12 protein-coding genes are annotated in these 16,824 nt (G+C 41.5%); 2 read left to right on the top strand and 10 right to left on the bottom strand.

Annotated elements, in window-relative coordinates; translation table 11 throughout:
• Window positions 1-27 precede the first annotated feature (27 nt).
• The 10 genes from lpxK to seqA form a co-directional block, all read right to left on the bottom strand.
• Window positions 28-1,002: a tetraacyldisaccharide 4'-kinase gene (gene lpxK, locus M5X66_RS05650; RefSeq protein ID WP_154609467.1), complete on the bottom strand. Its 975-nt coding sequence runs from the start codon at window positions 1,000-1,002 to the stop codon at window positions 28-30.
• Window positions 995-2,743, bottom strand: a complete 1,749-nt coding sequence (msbA, locus tag M5X66_RS05645) for a lipid A ABC transporter ATP-binding protein/permease MsbA (protein ID WP_036951762.1) — start codon at window positions 2,741-2,743, stop codon at window positions 995-997. Before msbA ends, lpxK begins: the two co-directional genes overlap by 8 nt.
• A 35-nt stretch (window positions 2,744-2,778) precedes the next feature.
• A complete protein-coding gene (locus M5X66_RS05640) occupies window positions 2,779-5,001 on the bottom strand; it encodes a DNA internalization-related competence protein ComEC/Rec2 (RefSeq protein ID WP_270103927.1) in 2,223 nt (740 codons plus the stop codon).
• Between the two features lie 385 nt (window positions 5,002-5,386).
• Window positions 5,387-5,674 carry an integration host factor subunit beta gene (ihfB, locus tag M5X66_RS05635; protein WP_006657810.1) on the bottom strand — a complete coding sequence of 96 codons (288 nt, stop codon included), beginning with the start codon at window positions 5,672-5,674 and terminating at the stop codon, window positions 5,387-5,389.
• 54 nt (window positions 5,675-5,728) lie between these two features.
• Window positions 5,729-7,402 carry a 30S ribosomal protein S1 gene (gene rpsA / locus M5X66_RS05630; RefSeq protein ID WP_006662163.1) on the bottom strand — a complete coding sequence of 558 codons (1,674 nt, stop codon included), beginning with the start codon at window positions 7,400-7,402 and terminating at the stop codon, window positions 5,729-5,731.
• Window positions 7,403-7,575: 173 nt separating this feature from the next.
• Window positions 7,576-8,259, bottom strand: coding sequence for a (d)CMP kinase (gene cmk / locus M5X66_RS05625; protein ID WP_036951769.1), 684 nt, complete (start codon window positions 8,257-8,259; stop codon window positions 7,576-7,578).
• Window positions 8,260-8,449: 190 nt separating this feature from the next.
• Window positions 8,450-9,727 (bottom strand): 3-phosphoshikimate 1-carboxyvinyltransferase, encoded by a 1,278-nt coding sequence (gene aroA, locus M5X66_RS05620; RefSeq protein WP_108478909.1) that lies wholly within the window; start codon window positions 9,725-9,727, stop codon window positions 8,450-8,452.
• Between the two features lie 108 nt (window positions 9,728-9,835).
• Entirely contained in the window at window positions 9,836-10,924 is a 1,089-nt protein-coding gene (serC, locus tag M5X66_RS05615) for a 3-phosphoserine/phosphohydroxythreonine transaminase (protein WP_036951774.1), read from the bottom strand.
• A gap of 292 nt (window positions 10,925-11,216) precedes the next feature.
• The gene (pgm, locus tag M5X66_RS05610; RefSeq protein ID WP_270103926.1) at window positions 11,217-12,851 is read right to left on the bottom strand and encodes a phosphoglucomutase (alpha-D-glucose-1,6-bisphosphate-dependent); all 1,635 of its coding nucleotides are present in this window, start codon (window positions 12,849-12,851) and stop codon (window positions 11,217-11,219) included.
• Window positions 12,852-12,963: 112 nt separating this feature from the next.
• Window positions 12,964-13,512: a replication initiation negative regulator SeqA gene (gene seqA, locus M5X66_RS05605; protein ID WP_036951779.1), complete on the bottom strand. Its 549-nt coding sequence runs from the start codon at window positions 13,510-13,512 to the stop codon at window positions 12,964-12,966.
• 222 nt (window positions 13,513-13,734) lie between these two features.
• Here seqA and ybfF point away from each other — a divergent pair, with 222 nt between their 5' ends.
• Entirely contained in the window at window positions 13,735-14,511 is a 777-nt protein-coding gene (ybfF, locus tag M5X66_RS05600; protein WP_270103925.1) for an esterase, read from the top strand.
• A gap of 221 nt (window positions 14,512-14,732) precedes the next feature.
• Window positions 14,733-16,820, top strand: coding sequence for a peptidase domain-containing ABC transporter (locus M5X66_RS05595; protein WP_154609466.1), 2,088 nt, complete (start codon window positions 14,733-14,735; stop codon window positions 16,818-16,820).
• The last annotated feature ends 4 nt before the right edge of the window (window positions 16,821-16,824 follow it).

Here is a 16,824-nt window from a genome sequence, read left to right as displayed (position 1 = left end):
TTAATCCTAAAAGCAAGCTGTTTTATTTCAGATAAGTGATTTTATTTCACTTAAGATTCGTTTTTCGCCTATTTCATCAAAATGCGCTTTCACAGGAAGATACCACCAATTGGTCTGTGCGAAGGAATGGCATTTAACAGCATCCTTTTCAGTCATCAGTAAATTTTGATTTGTTTCAGCTAAAGGAGCAAGTTGCTGCTGGCTATAAGCTTGATGATCAGAAAACGCATGAGTATTAATGAGTGTTAATCCCTTGCTTTCTAAAGAAGAGAAAAAACGAGGTGGATGACCTATTCCAGCCATCGCAACCACATTGTTAAGCTCAGTGATCGAGATTTTTTCGCCTGTAACGAGGTTCACTGCCATATCCCCTTCTAGGGACATCAGTGTTTCATTCGAGTTAGGAACACCACCATTTACAATCATGGCGTTCACTGTCTTTAATCGCCCTGCACGTTCACGCATTGGTCCCGCGGGTAACCACCAGCCATTACCAAAACGACGCTGCCCATCAATGACAACGATTTCATAGTCACGTTGCAATGCATAATGCTGTAAACCGTCGTCTGTAACAATAATATCTAATTGAAAATTATCGAGTAATGCTTTAATGGCATCACTACGTTTTGGAGCCACCGCAACAGGCGCATGAGTACGATGATAAATCAAAACTGGCTCATCACCTGCGGCTGCCGTCGTTGTCGTTTGGTCTAACACTAGTGGATAATGGTCAGATTGACCTCCATATCCACGAGAAACAACCCCAACACGAACACCTTGTTTCATGAGCGATTCAACTAGCCAAATAACCACAGGGGTTTTTCCATTTCCCCCTGCCGTTAAATTTCCCACGACCACAACAGGTACAGGGGCTTTCCATGAGCGAAATAATCCGGTTTTATAGCCAATATGACGTACTAACGTTATCACTCCATACAGAAATGATAATGGAAGCAACAAAATATAAAGCCATGATTTACCGGACCAAATTCGCTCAATCATTCTTAAATTGGATCCTATGTAATTGCGCGTATGCCCCATTTTTCGCTAATAGCGTTGAGTGGTCACCACGTTCAATGATATGACCATCTTGTACAACCAAGATTTGATCCGCATTTTCAATAGTGGATAAACGGTGAGCAATGACTAATGAAGTTCTATTCTTCTGTAATTCATCTAATGCAGCTTGAATTGCACGCTCTGATTCAGTATCCAGAGCGGATGTTGCTTCATCTAGAATCAAAATTGGTGCATCACGTAATAATGCACGAGCAATTGCAATACGCTGGCGTTGACCACCGGAAAGCATCACACCATTTTCACCAATCATCGTATCTAAGCCATTATCCAGCTTTTGGATAAAGTCCATGGCATAAGCCATTTCAGCGGCTTTTTCAATTTCTGCTCGGCTATATCGCCCATCTGTCGCATAGGCAATATTATTCGCAACAGTATCGTTGAATAAATATACATGCTGGGAAACCAGAGCCACTTGGCTACGCAATGACTCTAAGGTGTAATCACGAATATCATGCCCATCAATACGGATACTGCCCTTATCGATATCATAGAAGCGAGTAATTAAGTTAGCGATGGTCGATTTACCTGAACCCGAGCGTCCCACTAAAGCAACGGATTTGCCTGCAGGTAGCGTAAAAGAAACATCCTCTAGTGCAGGGTGCTCTTTGGTTTGATAAGTAAACGTGACTGAGTCGAACTCAATATCACCTTTCACTTGAGTCAGAACTTTCGTTCCTTCATCTTTTTCTTTTTCAGTATCTAAAATCGCAAATAACGTTTGGCAAGCTGCCATTCCACGCTGGAATTGCGCATTAACGTTAGTTAGAGACTTAAGTGGGCGCATTAACGCAAACATGGACGAGAAAACAACACCTATCGTACCTGGTGATAATTGCTCTTTAATTTCAGGGAAGCTTGCTGCGTACAAAACAAACGCTAATGCAAAAGAGGCAATCATCTGAACAATAGGGTCAGAAATAGCTGAGGCGCTAACCATCTTCATATTTTGACGGCGCATATTATTGCTGACTTTATCAAAACGTTCAGTTTCGACTTTCTGCCCACCAAAAATGAGGACTTCTTTATGCCCTTTAAGCATCTGCTCAGCGCTAGTCGTCACATGTCCCATACCCGTTTGCATGTTTTTGCTAATTTTACGAAAACGCTTAGAAACTACTCGGATGGTGATAGAGACGACAGGGGCAATAGCAATCAAAATCAACGACAATTGCCAGCTGTTATAAAACATAATACCAAATAACGCGATGATATAAGTTCCTTCGCGAATAATGGTAATGAGGGCACCGGAAGCCGAAGATGCAACCTGCTCTGAATCATAGGTAATACGCGATAATAAAGTCCCTGTGGATTGCTGGTCAAAATAGCTCACCGGCATTCCCATCATATGACCAAATAATTTGCGGCGCATACTCATCACTACTTTTCCTGACACCCAAGAAACGCAGTATGTAGAGACGAAACTTGAAGATCCACGCACGATCATCAAGCCCAAAATTGCCAACGGTAACCACTTCAATGTGTTGTTATCCGCTTTACCAAAACCGTCATCTAATAATGGTTTCAATAAAGAAATCATAAACGCATCACCTGCGGCGTTGATGATAAGAGCAATTGCTGCAACAACTAATCCAATTTTAAAAGGAGCAATGGTTGGCCATAGGCGCTTAAATGTTTGCTTTGTCGATAGGTCTTGATCATTCATGCTTTTATTACCAGACTTAATGTAAGCGCACTATTCTACAAGGGAAATTGGCGATCACCAAACCACAGATGATACCAACGTGGATTAATTTCTTTTCTGTAACGCAAAATTTCCATTTTTTCTTTTTTAAAACATATTGTTACCTGCCCCTCCTCCGCCGTATTTAGCCACTGAATATTCTTTTTAGCATAGCGCAAATAGACTTTATCTGATGGAATTTTCCATGGGCTATATCTCGCAGAGGAAACTAATGCCAACGTTGGCTGTACTTTTCGTATAAATAACGGTGTAGAAGATGTATTACTCCCATGATGAGGAACAAATAAAATATCCGCTTTGAGCTGCCCATCATTTTGTAATACTAACTTTTTTTCACCTTGTTTTTCCAAATCACCCGTAAGCAATAGTCGCCGATGCCCATCACTAACCTGAATGACACAAGAGTCATTATTGTGCGATATCTCAGCTAATTTCTCGGGCCACAATACTTCGAACCTTAACATTCCCCATTGCCAACGTTGTCCTTGATAACAAGGAAGATGATTGAGCTGACCAAAACTGCTACGTAGATTTAACCATGGATATGCTTCAATTAAATCGGAGATACCACCAGTATGATCAAGGTGATTATGACTTAAGATTACGTTAATAGGCGTGATTTGATGATGCTTTAAGAAAGGGATAATTTGCCGTTTAGCGTTGCTTCCATCACGCCAGCGGTTTCCCGTATCATATAAAACCCCTTGTTGATTTTGCACCATAACCACAGCAAGCCCATGCCCAATATCCAACATGGTTAAGCACCAGTCATGCTCTTCGTGCTGGCTTTGGCTCTTAGTGAAAAATAATAAAAAACCAATGCAACTTAATAAACCAAGGTAATTTTTATACCAACCAAATAATATAATAAAAGCAAATACCCAACAAAAAAACACGGTGTAAATAGACATTGTGTTAATTTCAATCCAAAACCCGCTTAAATATGTCAGCGGCCTTAGCCCAAACTCAAGGATATTATCTATTAATCCGAAAGCAACATTATGCCAAGCGCTAAGAGGCAACAATAGCGTGCTAAAAATAACGGGTACTACTCCCCAAGTAATAAGAGGAACAAACCATAAGTTTGCAAATAAGCTCATGACATTAATGCCGTTAAACAGCAATACTTGAATAGGTATTAGTAAAATCAATAAACCAATTTGCAGATGAATTAGTGGCACTATTTTTCCCATGATTGGATGACAACTCAACGTAGACGAAATGGGAAAAACACGAAACCAATACAGAATAGCTAATACAGCAAAGCTTGATAACCAAAAGCTATCGGAAAGGATGGCAAGCGGATCAAACAATAAAATCCCAGCAATACTCCATAACGCCCATTGCCACGGAAAACAGAAAAATGGCTGCTTACGAACATAAATCCAAAGTAACAATGCAAATACAGCGCGAGTTGCTGGAATCGCAAAATTCGACAACCAAGCATAGAGTAAGGCAAATATAACGCCTGAAAATAATGGTAAATTCTCACCTATCCATTTAACGGGTAGAAAAAATTGCAATAAGCGAGCGCATAAGTAACCAATTAAATAGGCGATTCCAATATGCAATCCAGAGATTGCGATCAAGTGTGTCAATCCTGTTGATTGCAATAATTGTATATGTTCGACAGAAAGCCGTCCTCTTTCCCCAAACATTAACGCATAAATAATTCCATGATTTTGTCGTGTCGAAAGTATTTCACGGAACTGGTCAATAATTTTTTGCCGTAGAGAACATTGCTGACCAACTTGTACAGCTTGTTTGACTTTTAGTGTACCGATGACTCGTTGAGCAATGAAATGCCTTTGCAGATCAAATCCGCCCTCATTCAGAGAAGCATGAACTGGATTTAGCTTGCCAACAACCCTCCATTGCTGCCCTGCACATACTTTTTCATGATTATTTTGTTTTAAATTCAATGAAGCATAGAGCGGAGGAAAAATTCGTATTCCATCGACTCTGTCTATTCTCGCTCTCTTTTTAGCATCATCCTGATTGAGTGGGATGCTAACAATCGTAATATCCCATTGCCGATGAGCACTACTTAGAAAGTCGATTTTCTTTCGCACTTCAACACCATGCCAGCAAGCCCAAAGGAACCCCGCGCCCATTAATGCCAAAAATCGAATGCGCTTATTGCGCCAAATAATAACCAAAGTGACTAGCAGAATAATGCCGACCACTAAATAGTGACTAGAACTAGGAATATTTTGCAAGAAAAGTAGCGGTAACGTACCGATAATCAGTGCAATAGAGGCTTCTGTATAAGAGAGCGTATTTTGGTAATACTGGCTATAGTTTCCCATTGACCTTAAACCTACCTACGATTATTCCTGTGCAGATAAGTTAAAGGCATCCTCAGGGATTCAATAACCCTGTAAGTAAAAATTTAAAGCGTGATTCCAAAATGATGTGTAATGCAAAAGAATTAAAAAATTGAGCTGCGAAGCGCTTCGCAAAAATAGCCACAAATGATGGATTAATTAAGGTATTCGAGAAAAATATAGGGAAAATTGAAAGGGTAGATTGTAGAAATAAAAAAAAACAGCGCTATATCAATATAGGCGCTGTTTTATAGTAATAATTAAGATTTACAGTCGATTATTGGCCGTAAATATTTACACGGTCGCGTAACTCTTTACCTGGTTTAAAGTGGGGAACATATTTACCTTCCAGTTCCACTTTATCACCTGTTTTTGGGTTACGGCCAACACGTGGAGCACGGTAGTGAAGAGAAAAACTGCCGAATCCACGGACTTCAATACGCTCGCCTTCAGCTAACGTATCAGCCATATGCTCAAGTATTTCCTTTACAGCTTCCTCAACGGTTTTCGCTGAAAGATGAGACTGCTGGCTAGCCAGTCTTTCAATTAATTCAGACTTGGTCATAGTACCTCCCTAAACTACCGATACAAAGGGGTAACCGAAGTTACCCCCACTTAATTATTCGCCTTTAGCTGCTTTGAAAGCTTCAGCCATTGCATTGTTGCCAAATGCAGTATCTTCTTGCTTGTTCACAGCTGCGACAGCGTCTTTCTCATCAGCTTCGTCTTTAGCGCGAACAGACAGGTTGATTACACGGTTTTTACGGTCAACACCAGTGTATTTAGCTTCAACATCATCACCAACGTTCAGAACCAGAGTTGCATCTTCAACACGGTCACGTGAAGCTTCTGATGCACGCAGGTAACCTTCAACGCCCAGAGTCAGCTCTACAGTTGCACCTTTAGCATCAACTGCGATTACTTTACCAGTAACGATTGCGCCTTTCTTGGTTGCTGCCAGGTAGTTGTTGAATGGATCTTCAGCTAACTGTTTAACGCCCAGAGAGATACGCTCACGCTCTGCGTCGACTTGCAGAACAACAGCTGCGATTTCGTCACCTTTTTTGTAGTCACGAACTGCTTCTTCGCCTGCAACGTTCCAGGAGATGTCAGACAGGTGAACCAGGCCATCGATGCCGCCGTCCAGACCAATGAAGATACCAAAGTCAGTGATTGACTTGATCTTACCTTCAACACGGTCGCCTTTGTTGTGAGTCTCAGCGAATTGCTGCCATGGGTTAGATTTGCATTGTTTCAGGCCTAAGGAGATACGACGACGTTCTTCATCGATATCCAGAACCATAACTTCAACAACATCACCAACGTTAACAACTTTAGATGGGTGGATGTTTTTGTTAGTCCAATCCATTTCTGAAACGTGAACCAGACCTTCAACGCCTTCTTCGATTTCTACGAAGCAACCGTAGTCAGTCAGGTTAGTAACGCGACCAGTCAGTTTAGTACCTTCTGGGTAACGTTTAGCGATTGCGACCCAAGGATCTTCGCCCAGTTGTTTCAGACCCAGAGAAACACGAGTGCGCTCACGGTCGAATTTCAGAACTTTAACATTGATTTCATCACCAACGTTGACGATTTCGCTTGGGTGTTTAACACGTTTCCAAGCCATGTCAGTGATGTGCAGCAGGCCGTCAACACCGCCCAGATCAACGAATGCACCGTAGTCAGTAAGGTTCTTAACGATACCTTTAACTTCCATGCCTTCTTGCAGGTTTTCCAGCAGTTGATCGCGCTCAGCGCTGCTTTCAGATTCAATTACAGCACGACGAGAAACAACAACGTTGTTGCGTTTCTGATCCAGCTTGATTACTTTGAACTCAAGCTCTTTGCCTTCCAAGTGCGTAGTATCACGAACTGGGCGTACATCTACCAGTGAACCTGGTAAGAAAGCACGAATGCCGTTCAGTTCTACAGTGAAACCACCTTTAACTTTACCGTTGATAACACCAGTTACAGTTTCAGCTTCTTCGTAAGCTTTTTCCAGCATCAGCCATGCTTCATGACGTTTAGCTTTCTCACGAGACAGAATAGTTTCACCGAAACCATCTTCTACTGCATCCAGAGCTACATCGATTTCGTCGCCAACTTGGATTTCCAGCTCACCCTGAGCATTTTTGAACTGTTCTACTGGGATAGCAGATTCTGATTTAAGACCTGCGTCTACCAGGACTACGTCTTTATCGATAGCAACTACTGTACCGCGTACAATAGAACCAGGACGAGTTTCAATATTCTGCAGGGATTCTTCAAAGAGTTGAGCAAAAGATTCAGTCATATTAATGATCTTCAAGTGTCTTATATTAACGTCCATCTAGCATCCCGCCAAATGGGGTTGTTTCACATACCCCACAACATTCCTTGTCGCAAGGTTTTAACCATGCTAGAAAATAACCAGCATGGAGGTAATTGCGTATATTATCTAATTATAAGCTAAAATAAAGCCTATTATCACGATAATTGTAGAATTTTTTTCGCGTAGGTGCGTGCTTTTTCAATAACTTCCTCAATAGACATACTTGTGGAATCCAGCACTAACGCATCTTTAGCGGCAATAAGAGGAGCAACCGGACGGTTACGATCCCGATAATCGCGCTCTTGAATTTCGGTCAAAAGTCGCTCAAAGTTAACATCAAACCCTTTCTCCTGCAACTGCTTCATCCGGCGATGAGCTCGCTCCTCGGCGGAGGCATCCAGAAAAATTTTCACTGGCGCATCAGGAAAAACCACCGTACCCATATCACGACCATCAGCGATTAAACCGGGCATCATTCTAAATGCTCGTTGGCGTCTTAACAGTGCTTCTCGCACACGTGGGAACGTGGCTGTTTGAGATGCGGTGTTCCCGACGGTTTCTTGCCTAATTTCATTAGACACATCTTCACCTTCGAGAATAACTTTTAAACGATTTTCTTCAGGTACAAAACGCACATCTAAATTTGCAGCTAAAGGCACTAAAGCATCTTCAGATTGAATATCGACGTGGTGATGCAGAGCCGCTAACGCTAATACGCGGTAAATCGCACCAGAGTCTAATAATTGCCATCCAAATTCATTTGCTAATGCTTGGCAAAGAGTACCTTTACCCGCTCCGCTTGGTCCATCAACGGTGATTACAGGGGCGATAGCCACCATAAAAAATCTCCTTTCCTGCAAATAGCTTCAGCTACCCGCAATTAAAATCTGTGGGAGTATTATACCTACTCATCGATATTGTGAAATACGCAGGTGAGTTTGTTACAAATAAAAATAGATGAAGGTAAGGAAAATGAAAGGAAAAAATTGGTTGATAACACATTGATGTTAATCAACCAATCCAATTCAGTTAGTGACTTAATCGTGCGAGTTGCTGGAAATAATCAGGGAAAGTTTTTGCTGTACAACCCGGATCTAGAATCGTCACAGGGGTATCGGAAAGCGCTACCAATGAAAAGCACATTGCAATACGATGGTCATTATAGGTTTCGATTTCAGCGTGTTTTATCTGGGCTGGTGGTACGACACGGATAAAATCATGCCCTTCTTCTACTTCCGCGCCCACTTTACGCAGTTCGGTCGCCATTGCATATAAGCGATCTGTTTCTTTTACTCGCCAGTTATAAATATTACGAATAACTGTCTCGCCCTTTGCAAATAGAGCGACCGTTCCGATAGTCATCGCTGCATCTGGAATAGCGTTCATATCCATATCAATGCCGTTCAGAGTGCCACGCTCACATTCAACGTAATCATCCCCCCAGCGGATAATTGCGCCCATTTTTTCCAAAACGTTAGCGAACTTAGTATCACCCTGTAAGCTATTACGGCCGATCCCAGTGACTCGGACTACGCCGCCTTTAATCGCTGCTGCGGCTAGGAAATAGGAAGCGGAAGACGCATCCCCCTCGACAAGGTACTCACCCGGGGATACATACTGCTGCTGACCTTTAATCACAAATTTTTGGTATTGATGATTTTCAACATCCACACCAAAGGTTTTCATTAATGCCAGCGTAATGTCGATATACGGCTTGGAAACCAAATCACCCGCAATAGTAATTACCGTGTCCTGAGAAGCTAAAGGCGCTGCCATTAGTAATGCGGTTAAAAATTGGCTAGAAACTGAGCCATCTACGGAAATATTCCCACCGATAAAGCCGCCGTTTAAGCGCATCGGAGGGTAATTTTCTTGTTCAAGATAATCAATATCAGCACCGCCTTCTCTTAAGGCATCAACTAAGTGACCGATTGGGCGCTCTTTCATTCTAGGCTCGCCTGTCAGCACAATATTATTTGCGCATAATGACAGTGCTGCTGTTAATGGACGCATCGCGGTGCCCGCATTACCTAAAAAGATCTCAAGCTCACCTTGATGAGATAAACAGCCATTTATCCCTTCAACTTGGCAACGAGTTTTATCTTCAGATAATTGATATTTAACACCTAGTAGGCTTAATGCATTCAGCATATGGCGAATATCATCACTGTCTAATAAGTTAGTCAGTACCGTGGTGCCTTTTGCCATGGCGGCTAATAGAAGTGCGCGGTTGGAGACACTTTTTGACCCCGGCAGATTAATGGTGCCATTAATTGAAGAAATTGGTTGTAATGTCAGGGATTGCATGAAAAGTGATTTCTCCGATGTGATTTGCTACTTTTTTATCGTTATTTAAATTAATAAGCCGACTCGTTCTTCCTGAGCAAATCGGCTTGACTACTAGTACATCATAAATTAGGCATGATGGCGTTCAAAATCAGCCATAAAGTCGACTAACGCCTGAACACCCGCCAGCGGCATTGCATTATAAATAGATGCGCGCATTCCGCCTGAAACCTTGTGGCCTTTTAGTGATAATAACCCTTGGTTTTTAGCATCTTCGATAAATGTTGCATCCAATGCAGGATTTTGCATTTGGAATGGTACGTTCATCCAAGAGCGGTTTTCTACCGCGACGCGGTTAATATAGAATTCACTGTCATCAATTGCGCTATACAGTAACTGTGATTTTTCATAGTTACGCTTTGCAATTTCCTGCAATCCGCCTTGCTCTTTTAACCATTTGAAAACCATACCCGCTAAATACCAAGCAAAAGTTGGCGGAGTATTGAACATGGATTCATATTGCGCAAGTATCGTGTAATCGAAAACAGATGGCGTTTGAGGTGAAGCTTTGCCTAGTAGGTCTTCACGAATGATAACCAGCGTTAAACCTGCTGGACCAATATTTTTCTGTGCACCGGCATAAATCACACCATAGCGACTTACATCGATAGGTTTAGATAAAATCGCAGATGAATAGTCAGCAACAATAATTTTGTCCGCAGGGAAATCAGGCTCTTCATGGATAGCTAAGCCACCAATGGTTTCATTCGGGCAATAATGAACATAGGCTGCATCTTTGCTTAATGGCCATTCGCTCATTGGTTTGATGCTGACAACACCGTTATTTTCTTGAACGACATCAATAACATTCGGTGTGCAATATTTTTGAGCTTCTTTGGCTGCCGATTCAGACCAATAGCCACTGACAATGTAGTCAGCTGTCGTTTTATCGCCTAACAGGTTCATTGGCAGTGTAGCAAAGTGAGCACGAGCACCACCATGACAGAATAAAACTTTATAGTTATCAGGGATATTTAATAAATCGCGTAAATCTTGTTCTGCTTCTTTCGCAACTTCAATAAAATCCTTCCCGCGATGGCTCACTTCCATCACAGAAACCCCTAAACCTTTCCAGTTACAAAATTCTTGCTCTGCACGGCGCATGACTTCAATGGGTAACATTGCCGGCCCTGCGCTAAAATTATAAACCTGACTCATTGACCTTACCTACCTTCAATATTGTTAGTTAACATCACTCAGATACCTAAAGTTGTATCATTCCGTGCCACTAGCTGCAACGGTTATTACGTATCGATGACAAAAACAAAAGGTCAAATTTGAAGGGTAAAAAAAGAAAACAATTTTGTTAATAGCGTCACAGAATCAGCTACCGCAATTTTATGAAGTAATGTGTGCTAAAAAGGGGATAAAATCTCGAATCTGATTTATTTTGTAGTCGGGGATTTAATGATGAAAAGCGGGCGATTACCACCCGCTTTAAAGACAATAATTAGCTAATGACTTTACTGACGATTTCAATCGCTTCTTTCTCAATCAAGTGAAGATGTTCTTCACCACGGAAGCTTTCACAGTAAATTTTGTAGGCTTCTTCAGTACCTGATGGGCGAGCGGCAAACCAACCATAGTCAGTCATGATTTTTAACCCACCAATTGATGCACCGTTGCCCGGAGCCGCCGTTAAACGCTGAGTAATTTTATCACCCGCAAGTGTGCCTGCTGATACCATTTCTGGCGACAATTTGCTTAACTTAGCTTTCTGCTCGTGGGTCGCTTTCGCTTGGATACGACTGTAGATTGGTGCCCCAAATTTTTCAGCGAGTTTATTATAACGCTGCTGAGGGTTTTCCCCTGTTACTGCTGTAATTTCTGCAGCAAGCAGACATAAAATAATTCCGTCTTTATCCGTCGACCATGGCGTGCCATCAAATTTTAAAAATGAAGCACCAGCACTCTCTTCACCACCAAAACCAAGGCTGCCGTTAAATAAACCATCCACAAACCATTTAAAACCGACAGGCACTTCAATGAGTTCACGGCCAATATCATTAACAACACGGTCAATCATGGCGCTGGAAACTAACGTTTTACCTACAGCAACTTCTTTGCCCCATTGAGGGCGGTGCTGGAATAGATAATCAATAGCAACAGCAAGATAGTGGTTAGGATTCATTAACCCGCTTGGGGTAACAATACCGTGGCGATCATAATCCGGATCGTTCGCAAATGCTAAATCAAACTTTTCCTTCATGCCCAGCAAGCCTGCCATCGCCCAACGAGATGAACAGTCCATGCGGATCACACCATCGTGGTCTAATGGCATAAAGCGGAATGTTTGGTCTAGCTGGTCATTAACAATTTCAATATCTAATTGATAATACTCTGCAATTTTTTTCCAGTATTCAATACCGGAACCACCCAGAGGGTCGACACCGATTTTTAATCCTGATTTTTGGATAGCTTGCATATCCACAACTTCGCCGAGCGCACGAACATATGGCATCACCAGATCTTGTTCTGTTACAAAACCACTCGCCATTGCATCAGCAAAATCTAAGCACTTCACGCCATCAAGATCGGCTGCAAGTAACTGATTAGCATTCTGCTCAATAACCGATGTTAAATCTGTATCTGCAGGACCACCGTTAGCTGGATTGTATTTAATTCCGCCATCTTCTGGTGGATTATGGGATGGTGTAATTACGATGCCATCGGCAACATCTTGATGTGCATTGTTATAGCTTAAAATTGCGTGGGAGATAGCCGGAGTTGGGGTAAAACCGTTATCTTCTTGAACAATAACATGAACTTGGTTAGCTGCTAATACTTCAATCACCGACATAAAAGCCGCTTCTGACAAAGCATGGGTATCTTTACCCACATAACAAGGTCCTGTTACTCCTTGCTGCTTACGCAGATCCGCTATCGCTTGAGCGATTGCCAGAATGTGATTTTCATTAAAGTTGTTACGCAGCGAACTACCACGGTGCCCAGAAGTCCCAAACTTGACGGCCTGAGAAGACACATCGGGATCTGGCTGTTGGGTATAATATTGAGCCGTTAACTGAGCAACGTTAATCAAATCACTTTGAAATGGAAGCTGCCCTGCTCGTTCATGAATTGCCACTTGTTATCTCCCAAAGCACTGATGCTTAGCGTGAAACACCAGTGACTTCACAATGTTTAGATGACTATCAAGGTTAGATAGCATTACTAAGATTAGATAGTATTTACCAAAGTTAAATCGTATTGCCGACTTTTTCGATGACATTCGCTGGGAAGTTCATCTCTTGCATAATCGCATCAATCATACTGCGCTTGCGATTAGTGTTGGTATTGGTGATAACCCAATACGGCGTGCCCGGTATATGGCGAGGTTTTGATTGCTTGCCCGCAGCCAGTAGTGTTTGCTCATCACCAGCAAAATAAACACGGGTACGACCATGCATGGATTCTGTTGCGCTCTCAAAGCTTTTCGCATCTAAGCTATATAGCGTTGAAAGAATTAGCATAAAGCGATCAATTGCCTTATTTTTTTCTGCATAAGCATCAGATAATAATAATTCTCTGATCACTCTCACAGGGTTTTGAGCAACCACCTTGGTATTCATCACCGGCACATCTTGTGACGCTAACGGTGCTACACTCACTTCTTTTGCGGGTACTGGCTGCTGCGCGGATTTGAAATTTAGCATACGGCGTAAAATATCCGATGCACTTTCACCGATATGCTGTGTGTGACTTGCAATATAGCGGTAAAGCTCTTCATCAACTTCTATCGTTTTCATTTTTTCCCAGTACTTTCTTAATCTAAAATTCGCGCCAGATTATAAGCCAGATTTAAAAAAAACAAAACAATTAAAATTTCAATAACTTAAAACAAACAACGAGTTAAGTTTCATGGGATTTCAGTAGGTTACCTTGTTATGATTATACAGATTTGGTTTTTTGGCATCACCATGCCATGATAAGTCTTCAATCTGACAAACAACATCAATCGTAGTCCAAATATGACCGAATTACTCAATTATACAATCCATAAACCTGAAAATCCGATCACCGTCACCCCCGTCGTTTTGATCCATGGACTCTTTGGTGACCTGAATAATTTAGGTGTTTTAGGTCGTGACTTACAAAACTATTTCAATACTATTCAAATCGATGTACGCAATCATGGTGACTCATTTCGTTCTGACGAAATGGAATACCAACAAATGGCCGAAGATGTGATTTCACTCGTAAAATCCCTTGGTTACGACAATGCCATTCTTATTGGACATTCTATGGGTGGAAAAATTGCCATGGCTGCCAGTGAAATAGCACCTGATTTCATCGAAAAAATTGTGGCCATCGATATCGCACCTGTCGCTTACAACGTTCGCCGCCATGACGAAATTATTGCAGCGCTAGAAGCAACAACTCAAGCGCACGCTAAAACCCGTCAAGAGGCTAGCGGCATTATGCGCAAATTCATTCCCGAAGAAGGTGTCATTCAATTCTTACTAAAATCCTTTAAACAAGGTGAGTGGAAATTCAACCTTTCGGCAATCAAAGCTAACTATGAAAAGATCATCGGGTGGAAAACGGTGCCTGCATGGGATAAACCCGTGTTACTGATCCCCGGCGGAAACTCACCCTATGTTCAAGCCGAGTACCGCGACAGCATTGCAGCTCAGTTTCCTCAAGCCAAAGCTTGGGTGGTTGCTGATGCTGGGCATTGGGTTCATGCCGAAAAGCCGGAGCATGTACTACGAGCGATTCACCGATTTTTAGCTATTCACGACTAATCTATCCGCCTTGACTCCCACAATCCTGATATTGAATATTCAAATCTTCAATATCAGGATAAAAGACATCCACTAAATATATTCATATTCAAATAATAAGACGAACTTCAATACACTTGTAATTATGATGACTGTATTATCTACCTTGACTAAATAATTATATTTTTCAAATCGATATATACACAGACATTATTAAATATACAGGATGATGAATATACACAATGGAAAGTGTCAAAACACAATCAACATTATATTTTATTAGCGTTATTGCAAAACTTTCTGGCGAAATTGATTATGATGATTTCAAACAGAAAACAGAGAATATAAATCAAATTCAAGATTATATTAAAACAATAAAAGATAATTATCAGATTAAATGCAAGAACAAGCATCAGCGCGATAAAAGTATCACAAAACTACCATCCCCTACCATTCTTTATGATAACAATGGTCATGCTTTTCTGTTAGCTAATCATAATCAAGAACAAGTACTCATTCAGCGTTTTGGTCATCCTGCGCCTGAAATATGGAGCCATGAAGAGCTACAGAAAAATTGGAATGGGAATTGGCTTCACGTCAAAGTTAAACAAGGAAAATTCGATATTTCATGGTTCCAAACGGAATTTATGAAGTACCGTACAATCATCACTTGGGTATTAGTTTTCTCTTTTATTTTACAAATATTAGCGCTAGCCGCCCCCATTGTGATGCAGGTTATTATGGATAAGGTACTTATTCATAATAGTTTATCAACCTTGGATGTTTTAATTTTCGGTTTAATCGTCGCGGCGATTATTGAAGTCATCTTAAAAGGGCTGCGAGAATATATTTATAATCATACCGTCAATCGAATTGATATGACGTTAGGATTAAAGTTAGTTAATCACTTATTGCACCTGCCTATTTCATTTTTTAAAAATCGACAAATTGGTGCCATTGTTACTCGAGTTAAAGAATTGGAAACTATTCGCGAATTCTTAACCAGTAGCTTTTTCACTCTGTGTGTCGATGTTCTGTTCTTGTTCGTTTTCATCTATGTAATGAACTTGCTTTCCAGCACCCTCACCTTACTTTTCCTCTGTTCTATTCCCTGTTATTTATTGGTTGCTTGGTGGCTCACACCGAAAATTGAAGCCGCAGCGCAGCAACAGTTTGCCAATATTGCAGTGAATACCTCATTCTTGACAGAAAGCGTTAATGGGATTGAAACCGCCAAGAGCTTATCCATTGAACCGAGCTTTACCCGTCGTTGGGATAAACAAACGGCAGATATGAGCCAAACCAATTTTGTGTCTGGGCAAATCAGTTCACGCTCTGAACATATTGTCATGGTCATTGAAAAGGTGACGAGCGCTATCATTTTATGGGTTGGCGCATCTGAAGTTCTTGCACTGCAATTGACTATTGGGCAATTCATTGCCTTTCATATGATGGTCAACCATGCAAACCAACCCCTCGTGAAATTAGTGAAATTATGGGGAGATTATATTCGTACCAAAGTGGCGGTCGAAAAGCTGTCTCAAATCATCAATCTTCCGCAAGAACAGAGCAAAAAAGGAAATGAATCTCGACTCAGTGGCAATATTCAATTGCATAACATTAGCTTCCGTTATCAACCTAATATGCCGACCGTCCTCAATAACTTTAACCTTTCAATAAAAGCCGGGGAAACCATTGGTATTGTAGGCACATCAGGCTCAGGGAAAAGTACTCTCGCTCGGCTAATTTTGCGTTTATACACCCCAGAAAAAGGGGGAATCTATCTTGATGGAACACCAATTACAGCACTTAGCCTTGCTTCCCTAAGGCAGCAAATTGGTATTGTTTTGCAAGAGAATTTTCTATTTCATCAGTCTGTTTTCGACAACATTGCTCAAACTCGCCCTAATGCCTCGATGGATGAGGTTGTGAATGCCGCAAAAATGGCGGGTGCCCACGATTTCATCCTTAAACTACCAATGGGCTATGACACAATCTTAGCCGAAGGCGGTTCCTCTCTTTCTGGAGGGCAGCGCCAACGCATCGCCATTGCCAGAACACTGTTATCGGATCCGAAAATCATTATTTTCGATGAGGCCACCAGCGCCTTAGATGATGAATCCCAAGCTATCATCCAAGAAAATATGCAAGAAATAGCCAAAGGACGTACCGTAATTACTATTGCCCACCGCCTTTCGACGATCCGTAATCACCAGAGAATTATCGTAATGCAGCAAGGGCAAATTGTTGAGCAAGGCAGCCATCAACAATTAATCGAGAACAATCAATTCTATACACATTTATGGACGCTTCAGCAGTCTCTTAAATAATGAC

Origin of the sequence: Providencia sp. PROV188 (assembly GCF_027595165.1) — a bacterium.
GTDB lineage: Bacteria > Pseudomonadota > Gammaproteobacteria > Enterobacterales > Enterobacteriaceae > Providencia > Providencia lanzhouensis.
This window is presented reverse-complemented; position numbering and strand designations above follow the sequence as displayed.

Excerpts from the sequence above, each read along its gene's own strand:
- lpxK (WP_154609467.1), bottom strand. The coding sequence starts at position 1,002 with ATGATTGAGCGAATTTGGTCCGGTAAATCATGGCTTTATATTTTGTTG.
- aroA (WP_108478909.1), bottom strand. The coding sequence starts at position 9,727 with ATGCAATCCCTGACATTACAACCAATTTCTTCAATTAATGGCACCATT.
- ihfB (WP_006657810.1), bottom strand. The coding sequence starts at position 5,674 with ATGACCAAGTCTGAATTAATTGAAAGACTGGCTAGCCAGCAGTCTCAT.
- ybfF (WP_270103925.1), top strand. The coding sequence starts at position 13,735 with ATGACCGAATTACTCAATTATACAATCCATAAACCTGAAAATCCGATC.
- seqA (WP_036951779.1), bottom strand. The coding sequence starts at position 13,512 with ATGAAAACGATAGAAGTTGATGAAGAGCTTTACCGCTATATTGCAAGT.
- M5X66_RS05595 (WP_154609466.1), top strand. The coding sequence starts at position 14,733 with ATGGAAAGTGTCAAAACACAATCAACATTATATTTTATTAGCGTTATT.
- rpsA (WP_006662163.1), bottom strand. The coding sequence starts at position 7,402 with ATGACTGAATCTTTTGCTCAACTCTTTGAAGAATCCCTGCAGAATATT.
- serC (WP_036951774.1), bottom strand. The coding sequence starts at position 10,924 with ATGAGTCAGGTTTATAATTTTAGCGCAGGGCCGGCAATGTTACCCATT.
- msbA (WP_036951762.1), bottom strand. The coding sequence starts at position 2,743 with ATGAATGATCAAGACCTATCGACAAAGCAAACATTTAAGCGCCTATGG.
- cmk (WP_036951769.1), bottom strand. The coding sequence starts at position 8,259 with ATGGTGGCTATCGCCCCTGTAATCACCGTTGATGGACCAAGCGGAGCG.